The 12,836-nt window shown below is 70.9% G+C and carries 9 protein-coding genes; 7 read left to right on the top strand and 2 right to left on the bottom strand.

Going from position 1 to position 12,836, the window contains the following annotated elements; genetic code table 11:
* Positions 1 to 88 precede the first annotated feature (88 nt).
* The gene (gene dnaE, locus V5E28_RS23280; protein ID WP_336209146.1) at positions 89 to 3,616 is read right to left on the bottom strand and encodes a DNA polymerase III subunit alpha; all 3,528 of its coding nucleotides are present in this window, start codon (positions 3,614 to 3,616) and stop codon (positions 89 to 91) included.
* A 155-nt stretch (positions 3,617 to 3,771) separates the two neighbouring features.
* Here dnaE and V5E28_RS23275 point away from each other — a divergent pair, with 155 nt between their 5' ends.
* Positions 3,772 to 5,151, top strand: coding sequence for an amino acid permease (locus tag V5E28_RS23275; RefSeq protein WP_336209145.1), 1,380 nt, complete (start codon positions 3,772 to 3,774; stop codon positions 5,149 to 5,151).
* Positions 5,152 to 5,181: 30 nt separating this feature from the next.
* Here V5E28_RS23275 and V5E28_RS23270 read toward each other — a convergent pair whose 3' ends face one another.
* Entirely contained in the window at positions 5,182 to 6,033 is an 852-nt protein-coding gene (locus tag V5E28_RS23270; protein WP_336209144.1) for a bifunctional 3-deoxy-7-phosphoheptulonate synthase/chorismate mutase type II, read from the bottom strand.
* A 282-nt stretch (positions 6,034 to 6,315) separates the two neighbouring features.
* On the opposite strand from V5E28_RS23270, the gene V5E28_RS23265 reads away from it, so the two are divergent.
* Genes V5E28_RS23265 through V5E28_RS23240 form a run of 6 tightly spaced genes read left to right on the top strand, consistent with a single transcriptional unit; the run spans position 6,316 to position 12,836 of the window.
* Positions 6,316 to 8,070, top strand: a complete 1,755-nt coding sequence (locus V5E28_RS23265) for a serine/threonine-protein kinase (RefSeq protein ID WP_336209143.1) — start codon at positions 6,316 to 6,318, stop codon at positions 8,068 to 8,070.
* Positions 8,071 to 8,079: 9 nt separating this feature from the next.
* Complete coding sequence (locus V5E28_RS23260) at positions 8,080 to 9,627, top strand: protein kinase domain-containing protein (RefSeq protein WP_336209142.1); 1,548 nt, start codon at positions 8,080 to 8,082, stop codon at positions 9,625 to 9,627.
* Entirely contained in the window at positions 9,624 to 10,469 is an 846-nt protein-coding gene (locus V5E28_RS23255) for an AraC family transcriptional regulator (RefSeq protein WP_336209141.1), read from the top strand. Before V5E28_RS23260 ends, V5E28_RS23255 begins: the two co-directional genes overlap by 4 nt.
* Positions 10,470 to 10,491: 22 nt before the next feature.
* Entirely contained in the window at positions 10,492 to 11,154 is a 663-nt protein-coding gene (locus tag V5E28_RS23250) for an AzlC family ABC transporter permease (protein ID WP_336209140.1), read from the top strand.
* Positions 11,151 to 11,462: an AzlD domain-containing protein gene (locus V5E28_RS23245; RefSeq protein ID WP_336209139.1), complete on the top strand. Its 312-nt coding sequence runs from the start codon at positions 11,151 to 11,153 to the stop codon at positions 11,460 to 11,462. The genes V5E28_RS23250 and V5E28_RS23245 overlap by 4 nt, the downstream gene beginning before the upstream one ends.
* A 51-nt stretch (positions 11,463 to 11,513) precedes the next feature.
* Positions 11,514 to 12,836, top strand: coding sequence for a protein kinase domain-containing protein (locus V5E28_RS23240; protein WP_336209138.1), 1,323 nt, complete (start codon positions 11,514 to 11,516; stop codon positions 12,834 to 12,836).

Raw genomic sequence — 12,836 nt, 5'->3', positions numbered from 1 at the left:
CCGAACCTGCCGGACTCACCCGGCAGGGCGGCCGGACATGCCGGACCTGGCGGGCAGGGGCGCCCGGGCAGGCCGGACCTGGCGGGGGTCAGGCGCCGAGGCAGGCCGGGCCGAGGAGCTCCTTGAGATCGCCCATCAGCGCCGGCGACTGCGCCACCCGGAGCCGGTCGTCCACGCGCATCACGGTGGTCTTCGGCCCGTTGTGGACCTGCAGGTGGACCTCGGAGGTGCCCGGGTGGGTGCTGAGGATCTCCTTCAGCCGGCCGACCACCGGCGGCGTGCACCTGGTCAGCGGCAGGCTCACCAGCAGTGGCCCGCCCGCCTCCTGGGTCAGGTCGGGCGCCGTCACCTCCATCGCGATGATCTTGGCGACGTCCTCGCGCTTGTCGATGCGCCCCTTGACGAAGACGATCGCGTCCTCGGCCAGGATCGTCGAGCAGAGCTGGTAGGCCGACGGGAAGATCATCACCTCGATGGCGCCTTCGAGGTCCTCCAGCTGGGTCAGCACCCAGGTGTCACCCTTCTTGGTGACCTTGCGCTGGACGCCGCTCAGGATGCCGCCGAGCGTGACCACATGCCCGTCGGAGCGGCTCTCGTCCTGGACGGCGGCGATGGAGCAGTCGGCGCCGGAGGCCAGGATGTGCTCGACGCCGAACAGCGGGTGGTCCGACACGTACAGGCCGAGCATCTCCCGCTCGAACTGGAGCAAGGTGTTCTTGTCCCACTCCCCCGGCGGGATCTGCACGTCGAAGGTCTGGTCCTCGCCGCCCTCGATGGCGCCGAACAGCGAGTCCTGGCCGATGGCCTCGTTCTTCTTGATGTCGATGATCGCGTCGACGGCCTGCTCGTGCACCATGACCAGGCCCTTGCGCACGTGTCCGTGCGCGTCGAACGCGCCCGCCTTGGCCAGGGACTCGATGACGCGCTTGTTGCACACGATCGCCGGCACCTTGCGCAGGAAGTCCTTGAAGTCGGCGAAGCGGCCCTTCTCCCTGCGGGCCGCGATGATGCCGTCGACCACGTTGCCGCCCACGTTGCGGATCGCCGACAGGCCGAAGCGGATGTCGGTGCCGCGCGGGGTGAAGTCGAAGTCGGAGTCGTTGACGTCCGGCGGGAACACCTTGATCCCCATGCGGCGGCACTCGTTGAGGTAGAGGGCCGACTTGTCCTTGTCGTCCTTGACGCTCGACAGCAGCGCGGCCATGTAGGCGGCCGGATAGTTGGCCTTGAGGTAGGCCGTCCAGTAGGAGATCAGACCGTAGGCCGCCGAGTGGGCCTTGTTGAAGGCGTAGTCGGAGAACGGCAGCAGGATGTCCCACAGCGTCTTGACCGCCTCGGCGGAGTAGCCGTTGGCCTTCATGCCGGCCTCGAACGACTCGAACTGCTTGTCCAGCTCCGACTTCTTCTTCTTGCCCATCGCGCGGCGCAGCAGGTCGGCTTTGCCGAGCGAGAAGCCGGCGACCTTCTGCGCGATGGCCATGACCTGCTCCTGATAGACGATCAGGCCGTAGGTCGTGTTGAGGATCTCGGCGAGCGACTCCAGGAACTCCGGATGGATCGGGGTGATCTCCTGCAGGCCGTTCTTGCGCAGGGCGTAGTTGGTGTGGGAGTCGGCGCCCATCGGGCCGGGGCGGTAGAGGGCGCCGACGGCCGAGATGTCCTCGAAGTGGTCGGGCTTCATCAGCCGCAGCAGCGAGCGCATGCCGCCGCCGTCGAGCTGGAACACGCCCAGCGTGTCGCCCCGGCCGAGCAGCTCGTAGGTCTTGCGGTCGTCGAGCGGCAGCTTGAGCAGGTCGATCTGCTCACCGGAGTTGGCCTCGATCATCTTGAGGCAGTCGTCCATGATGGTGAGGTTGCGCAGGCCCAGGAAGTCCATCTTCAGCAGGCCGAGCGTCTCGCAGGTCGGATAGTCGAACTGCGTGATGATCGCGCCGTCGGAGTCGCGGCGCATGATCGGGATGTGGTCGGTGATCACCTCGGCCGACATGATCACGCCGGCGGCGTGCACGCCGGTCTGCCTGATCAGGCCCTCCAGCCCCTTGCCGAGGTCCATCGTCGCCTTGACGTCGACGTCCTCCTCGTAGAGCTTGCGCAGCTCGCCCGCCTCGCTGTAGCGGGGATGGTCCTTGTCGAAGATGCCCGCCAGCGGGATGTCCTTGCCCATCACCGCGGGCGGGAACGCCTTGGACACCTTGTCGCCGAGCGCGTAGGGATAGCCGAGGACGCGGCCGGCGTCCTTGATGGCGGCCTTCGCCTTGATGGTGCCGAAGGTGGCGATCATGGCGACCTTGTCGGCGCCCCACTTCTCGGTCACGTAGCGGATCACGTCGGCCCGCCTGCGGTCGTCGAAGTCGATGTCGACGTCGGGCATGGAGACGCGGTCGGGGTTGAGGAACCGCTCGAAGATCAGGCCGTGCGGCAGCGGGTCGAGGTCGGTGATGCCCATCGCGTAGGCCACCAGCGAGCCGGCCGCCGAGCCTCGGCCCGGGCCGACGCGCACTCCGTTGGCCTTCGCCCAGGTGATGAAGTCGGCGACCACCAGGAAGTAGCTCGGGAAGCCCATCTGCTCGATGATGCCGATCTCGTACTCGGCCTGCCTGCGGTGCTCGTCGTCGTAGCCCTCCGGCCAGCGGCGGTCCATGCCCTCCCAGACCGTCCTGCGGAAGAAGTCCTGCTCGGTCATCCCCTCGGGGATCGGGTAGGTGGGCATGAGGTTCTTGAACTCGAAGAACCCGGTCAAATCGACCTTCTCGGCCACCAGGAGCGTGTTGCGGCAGCCCTCCGCCCACAGGTCGGAGGAGTCGACCGCGCGCATCTCGTCGGCGTTCTTGATGTAGTAGCCGCTGCCGTCGAAACGGAACCGGTCGGGGTCGGACAGCTGCTTGCCGGTCTGGATGCACAGCAGGGCGTCGTGGGAGGCCGAGTCGGACTCGTAGGTGTAGTGCGAGTCGTTGGTGACCAGCGGCGGGATCGAGAGCTCTTTGCTGATCCTGGTCAGCCCGTCGCGGACCCGGCGCTCGATGTCGAGGCCGTGGTCCATGATCTCCAGGAAGAAGTTGTCCTTGCCGAAGATCTCCTGGTATTTCGCCGCGGCCTTGACCGCCTCGTCGTACTGCCCGAGCCGGAGCCTCGTCTGCACCTCGCCCGACGGGCACCCGGTGGTGGCCATCAGGCCGTCGGCGTGCTCGGCCAGGATGTCGGCGTCCATCCGCGCCCACTTGCGCACGAATCCCTCGGTGTAGGCGCGCGAGGACAGCTTCATCAGGTTGTGCAGGCCGGTCTTGTTGCGCGCCCAGATCGTCATGTGGGTGTAGTAGCCGCCCGCGGAGACGTCGTCCCTCTTCTGGTGCGGCTCGCCCCACAGCACCGGCTTCTTGTTGTGGCGCAGCTCGGGGGCGACGTAGGCCTCGATCCCGATCACCGGCTTGATTCCGGCGGCGGTCGCCTGCCGGTAGAAGTCGTAGGCGCCGTGCATGTTGCCGTGGTCGGTGATGGCGATCGCCGGCATGCCCAGGTCGCCGACCTGTTTGAACATCTGCTTGAGGCGCGCGGCCCCGTCGAGCATGGAGTATTCGGTGTGCACATGCAGATGGACGAACGAGTCGCTGGACGACATGGAGCGGCGCCTCCGGTCTGAACGTGTGGTGTGCGCTCCGACTCTAGTGGTCCCCACCGACACTTCGGGTGCGGTAAAGGACGGCGTGCCGGCCCGGTTTCGGCCGGTAGCACCGATATCGTCGATGTCACAGAAAGTGACGAAGGAGACACGGGGTGCGCACGCAGACCGACGAGGGCTACCAGCACGCGCTGGGCAACCGGCAGGTCCAGATGATCGCCATCGGCGGGGCGATCGGAGTGGGGCTGTTCCTCGGCGCGGGCGGCCGGCTCGCCGCCGCGGGCCCCGCGCTCGTCCTGTCGTACGCCGCCGCCGGGATCGCCGCGTTCTTCGTCATGCGGGCGCTCGGCGAGCTGGTCCTCTACCGGCCCGCCTCGGGCTCCTTCGTCGAGTACGCCGGCGAGTTCGTCGGGCCGTGGGCGGCGTTCGCCAGCGGCTGGATGTACTGGATCAACTGGGCGTTCACCGGCATCGCGGAGCTGACGGCGATCGCCACCTACGTCCACTACTGGGCGCCCGCCTTCCCCCAGTGGGTGACGGCGCTGCTGGCACTGGGCTTCGTGCTGGTGGTGAACCTGCTGTCGGTGAAGCTCTTCGGCGAGCTGGAGTTCTGGTTCGCCATGCTGAAGGTGCTGGCCATCGTCACCTTCCTGGTGGTCGGGCTGGTGCTGGTGGTCTTCTCGGTGGGCCAGGCCGGACCGCAGAACCTCGTCACGCACGGCGGCTTCTTCCCCACCGGGTTCCCGCTGGTGCTGATGAGCCTGCAGTCGGTGGTGTTCGCGTACGCCTCCATCGAGCTGGTCGGCATAACCGCGGGCGAGACGGCCAGGCCGCACGAGGTCATGCCGAAGGCGATCAACGGCGTGGTATGGCGCATCGCGGTCTTCTACGTGGGTTCGGTGGTGCTGCTGTCGATGGTGCTGCCGTGGACCGCGTACGAGGCGGGGACCTCGCCGTTCGTGACGGTCTTCGCCGGCATGGGCGTGCCGTGGGCGGCCGACGCGATGAACCTCGTCGTGATCACCGCCGCGATGTCCTCGTGCAACTCGGGTCTGTACGCGACCGGGCGCATCCTGCGGTCGATGGCCCGCAACAGCGAGGCGCCGCGCTTCACCGGCACGCTCAGCTCCAGGCACGTGCCGATCGGCGGCATCGTGTTCACCGCCGCCATGTTCCTGGGTGGCGTGGCGCTGTTCTACTTCCTGCCGGAACGGGCCTTCAACATCGCCACCGCCGTCGCCTCGCTCGGCGTGATCACCACCTGGGGCACGCTGGTCTACTGCCAGCTGCGGCTGCGCAGGTCGGGTCATCGCTCGACGTTCCCGATGCCGGGCACGCCGTACACGAACTGGCTGACCCTGGCCTTCCTGGCGCTGGTGGTGCTGCTGATGCCGTTCGCGGACGCCGACCAGCGGGTGGCCTTCTACCTGGCCCCGGCCCTGGCGGCGGCGATCGCGTTCGGCTGGATGGTGCTCAGGAGGCGGCGGGCCGCCGCCGCGGCGCTCGGCGGGACGGCCGTCAGTCCCGCCGAGTGAGGCACCGGGCCGGCCCGGTTCACGGCGCGGTCATCGGGTGGCACGCTCCTCGGCCAGGTGCAGGCCGGCCTCGATGATCGCGTTCATGATGGGCGCCAGGTGCGTCTCGCCCAGCTCGGGAGCGCGCTGGGCCATCCTGGCCACCAGTGCCCGCTCGCGGGTCAGGTCGCGGCCCGCGAAGCCGCCGACCGGCTTGAGCCGCTGCACGGTGCCCGCCAGGGCGACCCGGCGCTCCAGCAGGGTGGCCAGGGCGGCGTCGACGCGGTCGATGGCCTGCCTGCAGTCGGGCAGCGTGGCGGGGGTCTCGGGGCGGAGCAGGGCGCCGACGAGTGTCACGGCCTCCTCCGCCTCCCGGCGGTCCGCCTGGGAGCCGTCCACGATGAGCCCGTCCACGATGAGCCCGTCCGCGCCGGCCGCGACCGCGGCCGCGCAGAGGCCGATGTCCCCGGACACGTCGGCGAGGACGGGGCGGCCGGAAGCGGCCCTGGCGGCCCGCAGCAGTCCCAGGTCCGAGCGCTCGCAGAGGATCACCTGGTCGTTGCCCTCCGCGGCGCAGTAGCCGGCCACGCCCAGCCACTCCTCCAGCGTGGCCGATGGGCGGCGTTCCACCACCACCGGCAGCCCCAGCGCGGCCACCGCGCGCACCAGCGGGATGTCCCGCGTCCAGGCCGCTCCGATCACCACGCCGCGGGCCCGCGCGGCGATCAGGGGCAGGTCGTCCGCGCCGGCCGGCTCGGCCAGCGTGACCCCCTCGCGCGGGAACTCGCGGGCGCCGCCACGGTGCTCGCGCAGGCTCATCCGATCGCTGATCACCACGGCCGGCCCCTCGCCGACGCGGTGTGCGCCCAGCGTGACCACGTGCCGTTCCAAGGTCGATGACATCTCGGCTCCCCACTTCGCCGGCCCCCTCGAGCCGGCGAAAAACCAAAAGGGCAGAGACGAGGCGTCTCTGCCCTTGCCGACTCCAGGTGGTCGCTAGCTGACGACCGGCCCTCCCGGAGCCGGCTCGATAAACGCGTAGCGACAAGTCATGTCTGAACTTTACACCTGCCCTCCACCTGCTGGACATGCTTCTCGCATGATGGACTGTCCTTGCGGCGAGTCGCCGTTGATCCCTCGCTATGGGAGTATTTCTTGGCCTAGAGGGAGGGTTTGAGGCCGTTGATGTCGGATCGCAAGCAGGACGGACGCCGCATCGCCGGTCGTTACCAGCTGCAGGAGCCTATTGGCAAGGGTGGCATGGGCATCGTCTGGCGAGCCCATGACGAGCTCCTCGACCGCATCGTCGCGGTCAAGGAAGTCCGCTATGCCGCCGCTCTGGGAGACGAGGTACAGCTGCTGAACCGGCGCACGATGCGCGAGGCGAGAGCCGCGGCCAGGTTCGAGCATCCCAACGTGATCGTCGTACACGACGTGATCGAAGAGGACGGCCGTCCCTGGATCGTCATGCAACTCGTCCAGTCACGTTCCCTGGGGACGGTGATCAAGCAGGACGGGCCGCTGCCGCCGAAGCGGGTGGCCGAGATCGGCCTGGCCGTGCTCGACGCGCTGCAGCGCGCGCACGAGTCCGGTGTGCTGCACCGCGACGTCAAGCCCGAGAACGTGCTCCTCGCCGACGACGGCCGGGTGGTGCTGACCGACTTCGGCATCGCCACACTGGAGACCGAGACGCAGCTGACGGTGACGGGTCTGGCGGGCACCCCCGCGTTCATCGCGCCGGAGCGCCTCAAGGGGCTGCCGGCCAGGCGCGAGTCGGACCTGTGGTCGCTTGGCGCGACCCTCTACACGGCCGTGGAAGGCCGGTCCCCGCACGAGCGCGGCATGGCGCTGGCGACCATGCACGCGGTGCTGACGGACGAGCCGGACCCGGCCAAGCACGCGGGGCCGCTCGCGCCGGTGATCGACGGGCTGCTGGCCAAGGAGCCGGTCCAGCGTCTGTCGTACGAGGAGACAGCGCAGCTGCTGCGCCAGGTCATCACCCGGCCCCGCCCCCGGCTCGCCGAGCCGTCCGCGCTGACGGTGACGCGGGTGCAGGAGCCGATCGAGGACGACATGCCGACGGACCCCGACCTGGCGGCCCCCCCGGCCGTCCGGCCGGCCGCCGCGCCGGCGTCCCCGCCGGAGACCGGACTGCGGCTCACTCCGGGGTCCCTGGAGCCCCCGCCGCCGGGTGACAGGCCGACCGTGGCCTCGGGCGGCTCGGACAGGCGGCAGGCCGTGCCGGTCATCGCGGCGGTGGCCGCGGTCGTGCTGGTGGCGGCGGTCGGCGGTTATCTCGGGCTCCGCTCGACCCCCGAGGACGAGCCCACCGACGGCCAGCGGACCGCGGCGGTCAGCACGGCCACACCGCCGCAGTCGCCCTCGTCGTCCGCCCCCAGCGCCACGGCCAGCCCGTCGCAGACCGCCTCGCCCTCCTCGTCGCCGACGCCCACTCCGACGGAGTCGGAGAAGGACGACGAGAAGGAGACCGCCCTGCCCAAGGACTGGAAGCTGTACAAGGACAAGAAGCTCGACTTCACCATCGGGCTGCCCAAGGGCTGGAAGGAATACAAGCGCGAGGGCACCCAGGTCTTCTTCCGCGGCCCCGGCGCCGCCTCCAACGCGTTCATGTCCGTCGACAGGTCGTACAACCCCGGCTCCGACCCCGAGAAGGACTGGAAGAAGCAGGAGAAGACCGCCAAGTACAACTTCGGCGGCTACAAACTGCTCGGCATCAAGGAGGTCGACTATCAGAAGGCGGCCGCCGACTGGGACTTCACGTGGAAGACCAACACGGGTGAGACCAGGGTCCGCAACCGGGGCTTCATCACCGACAACGGGCGCGGTTACTCGATCTACTGGCACAACCTCAACAGCCGGTGGAAGCAGGACTACCACTACTTCGAGACGTTCTGCGCCACCTTCAAACCCGACCAGTAGGCTGCGTGCGTGGACAGGCAGGTCGGCAACCGCTACCGCCTCATCGAGCCCCTCGGCGAGGGCGGCATGGGCGTGGTCTGGCGTGCCTACGACGAGCTGCTCGACCGGACTGTCGCGATCAAGGAGGTCCGCTACACCGGCGTGGGTGAGGCCAAGCGGGCCGAGCTCAACGGCAGGACCATCAGGGAGGCCAGGGCGGCCGGCCGCCTCGACCACCCTTCGGTGATCGTCATCCACGACGTCGTCGAGGAGGACGGCCGGCCGTGGATCGTCATGCAGCTCGTCCGCTCCCGGTCGCTGGCCGAGGTGATCCGCGAGCGCGGGCCGCTGCCGGTGCAGCAGGTGGCGACGGTCGGCGCCCGCGTGCTCGACGCGCTGCGGGCGGCGCACGCCACCGGGGTGCTGCACCGCGACGTCAAGCCCGAGAACGTGCTGCTCGCCGACGACGGCCGGGTGGTGCTGACCGACTTCGGGATCGCCTCGCTGGAGGCCGAGGCCGGTCTGACGGCGACGGGCGGCCTGGTGGGCACGCCCGCCTACATGCCGCCGGAGCGGCTCAACGGCGAGCCCGCCAGGCCCGAGTCGGATCTGTGGTCGCTGGGCGCGACGCTCTACGCGGCGGCCGAGGGCGAGCCTCCGTTCCGGCGCGACTCGTGGGCGGCCACGGTGGCGGCGGTGCTGCGCGATCCCCTGGCGCCGCCGCGCAGGGCCGGGGCGCTCACGCCGGTGATCGTCGGGCTGCTGAAGCGCGATCCGGCGACCAGGATGTCCGCCGCTCAGGCCGCCGAGCTGCTGGCCAAGGCCGCCGCCCCGGCAGACGGCACGGTCCCGGTCACGCTGCCCCGGCCGCGCGGCCGGCGCCGATGGGTCACGCTGGCAGCGGCCGCCGCCGCGGTGATGGTGCTGGGCGCGGGCGGCGCGCTGCTCGCCACCTGGTTCACGGCCACGCCGCGCACGGGCGACGCCGGCCCCGCCGCGCCGCCCGCGGAGCCCACGACAGAACCCACGCGGGCGCCCACCGGGCAGCCAACCGTGCAGCCAACCCGGCAGCCAACCCGGCAGCCCAGTGGGCAGCCAACCGGAAGGCAGCTCCCCGAGGGCTGGCGCGCGCACCGGAACACCGCCGGGCGTTTCTCGATCGCGGTGCCGCGCGGCTGGCGCGTCGCCAAGCATCCCAGCCGGGACAGCGTCACCCTGTCGGGCCCCGGCACCACCGGCCGGATGATCGTCGAGTGGACCGTCCCCGACAAGCCGTGGACCAGCGCCGTGCAACACTGGCGGGCGCTGGAGCAGGAGATCAAGGACAAGGGCGAGTTCCCCGGCTACCGGCGGATCGGCATCCGCCCGGTGCGCTACCTCGGACAGGCGGCGGCCGACTGGGAGTTCACCAGGCCGAACGGAGGCACGCTGATCCACGTGATCAACCGCGGTTTCCGCACCGCCGACGGCCGCCCCTTCGCCCTCTACTGGGAGGCACCGCACTCCCGGTGGGAGCGGGACAGGCACTACTTCGACACCTTCGTGGAGACCTTCCAGCCGGCGGCCGGGTCCCCGTGAGCGGTGACAGCGCGAAGGAGCGGGCGCGGTTCTGGCAGCACCCCGCGGTGCCGGAGGTCGACCTGCTCAAGGCCCGCTACGTCACCCACCGCTTCTCCCGCCACGTGCACGAGGGCTACGCGATCGGCCTCATCATCGGCGGCGTGGAGGAGTTCGACTACCGCGGCACCGTGCACAGGGCGGGCACGGGCGAGATGGTGCTGGTCAACCCCGACTCCGTGCACACCGGTCAGGCGGGGACGGCGGGCGGCTGGGCGTACCGCATGCTCTACCCGTCGGTGGGGGCGATGGGCGGGGTCGCGGCCGAGCTCGGCCTGACGTACGGGACTCCGCACTTCCCCGAGCAGGTGGTGCGCGATCCGGCGGTGGCGGCGCTGATGGACAGCGCCCACCAGGCGACCGAGCGGGGCGACGACCTGGCCGCGTCCACGATGACCAGGACGCTGTTCGCGCGGCTGCTGACCCGCTACGCCGCGCCGCGCCCGGCCGTGGTGCTCGCCCCGGAGGGTAAGCGGGCGGTACGGGCGGCGCTGGACCTGCTGCACGAGAGCCTGGTCGACCCGCCGACGCTGGATGATCTGGCGCAGGCCGTCAGGGCCAGGCCGTTCCCGCTGCTGCGCGCGTTCAAGGAGGCGACCGGCCTGCCGCCGCACGCCTACCTCACCTCGCTGCGGGTGCGGCGGGCCCGCCACCTCCTGCGGTCGGGGGTACGTCCCGCACAGGTGGCCGCCGAGGTCGGCTTCACCGATCAGGCGCACCTGAGCCGGCACTTCAAGCGCATCGTCGGCGTCCCGCCCGCCGCCTACCAACGTGCCGCAGGAACGTACAAGAATCACGCCTGAGCGGCACATACCCTCGTATGACATGGAACCGACGACATATCGTTCCGCCGCCATCCGGGACGGTCTGGGTGTGGGCCTGGCTGTGGGGCTGTCCGGAGTCGCCTTCGGCGCCGCGGCCATCACCGCGGGCCTGAGCGTGCCGCAGGCGTGCGTGCTGAGCCTGCTGGCGTTCACCGGCGCCTCGCAGTTCGCGCTGGCCGGCGCGGTGGGCGCGGGCGGAGACCTGGTCTCGGCCGCCTCGGGCGCGCTGCTGCTCGGCGGCCGCAACACGCTGTACGGGCTGCGCCTGGCCGACCTGCTGAAGGTGGGCGGGCCGCGCAAGCTGGTGGCCGCGCACGGCGTGATCGACGAGACGACCGCGGTGGCCCTCGCCCAGCCGACCCCGGAGGCGGCCCGGGCCGGCTTCGCGACCACGTTCGCCACCATCTACGTGACCTGGAACCTCACCACGCTGGCGGGCGCGCTCGGCACCTCGTTCCTGGGTGATCCCGGCATGCTGGGGCTGGACGTGGTGGGGCCGGCGACGTTCCTGGCCATCCTGTGGCCGCGCCTGGTGGCCAGCGCGGAGCTGCGCTGGCTGGCGGTGGGCGGCGCGGCGATCGCGCTGCTGGCCACCCCGTTCTTCCCGCCGGGTGTACCCGTACTGCTGTCGGCGCTGGCCGTGCTGGTGGTGATGGTGCGATGACGCTGTGGTGGGCCATCGCGGCGGTGTGCGCCGGCTGCTACGCGCTCAAGCTGGCCGGGCTCGCGGCTCCGCGCCAGATACTCGACCATCCCGTGGTGCGCCGCTTCGCCGAGCTGGTGCCGGTGGCACTGCTGGCGGCGCTCATCGCCGTGCAGATGTTCACCCACCAGGGCGCGCTCGCCTTCGACCTGGCCCGCACCGCCGGACTGGCCGCCGCCGTGGCCGCGCTGCTGCTGCGGGCTCCGTTTCTGGTCGTCCTGGCCGCGGCCGCCGCCACTACCGCGCTTGTCCGAGTCTTTCTCGGGTAGTCGGCCCACATGTCCGATTCTGTGGGGATAGTTGGAGGCCGCTACCGGTTGGTGAGGACGATCGGCCGGGGCGGCATGGGCACCGTCTGGCAGGCCCACGACGAGGTGCTCGGCCGCGACGTGGCGCTCAAGGAGATCCTCCCGCCCCCCGGCCTGACAGAACCGGAACGCGAGATCTTCACCGTGCGCACCTTCCGCGAGGCCAGGGCGGCGGGCCGGGTCGCCCATCCCGGCGTCGCCGCCGTGTACGACGTGCTCGAGGAGCACGGTCACCCGTGGATCGTCATGCAGCTCGTTCGCTCCCGGACGCTCGGCGAGCTGGTGCGCGACGACGGTCCGATGTCCCCCGCGGAGGTCGCGCACATCGGGCTGCAGCTTCTGGAGGCGCTGCGCGCGGCCCACGCGGCGGGCGTCCTGCACCGGGACGTCAAACCCGACAACGTGCTGCTGACCAAGGACGGACGGGCGGTGCTCACCGACTTCGGCATCGCCACCACGGAGGACGAGGCCCCTGTCACCAAGACGGGGATGCTCATCGGCACGCCCGCCTTCATGGCGCCGGAGCGGGCGGCGGGCGGGCAGGCGCAGCCCGCCTCCGACCTGTGGGCGCTGGGCGTGACGCTGTACGTCGCCGTCGAGGGCCACTCCCCCTTTCACCGCGCGAACGCCCTGGCCACGCTGGGCGCGGTCATGCACGCCGAGCCCGCCCCGCTGGCCCGCGCGGGAGTGCTCGGGCCGGTCCTGCTCGGACTGCTGCGCAAGGACCCGGCCGAGCGGATGTCGCTGGAGGAGGCCGAGCAGCGGCTGTCCGCGATCATCACGGGCGGCGCGCCGGAGGCCACCGGGCCAGTGCCGATCCCCGTGCCCGCCCCCATGCCGATCCCGGAAGCGCAGCCGGGCAGGCGCAGGCCGCCGCTGCTCGCCCTGGGGGCGGGCACGCTCATGATGGCGCTGGTGACGGGCGGCGCGGCATGGTGGTCGAACCGGCCCGCGGAGACCGGCTCACCACCGACAGTGCCGGCGGTGGTGCACTCGCCCAGCTCCACCCGCACGACGAGCCCCAAGAGCCCCGGCCCTCAGACGAGCGTCCCGCCGTCGGCCCGCACGGGCGTGCGGCAGGACTACCCGCCCCCCACCGGGTACGCCTCTCCGCGCCGCTCCGAAGCCGGCGCCCCCACCAAGCCTTCGGCGGAGAAGACCCGGCCCGAGTCCAGCAAGCCCACCCCCACCAGGGCGACGCAACCGCCGCCGACCAAGTCGGAGAAGCCGAAGAAGGATGACGACGCGCGACCCGGCCAGGTGGACCCGTCCGGGGGCGGCAAGCAGGCCGCGGACAAGCCGAACAAGAAACCCAAGAACAAGAACAAGGCCTGA

Source organism: Nonomuraea sp. LPB2021202275-12-8 (assembly GCF_037044575.1).
Lineage (GTDB): Bacteria > Actinomycetota > Actinomycetes > Streptosporangiales > Streptosporangiaceae > Nonomuraea.
Note: the sequence above shows the minus strand (reverse complement) of the source record. Positions and strands in the feature narration are given on the sequence as shown.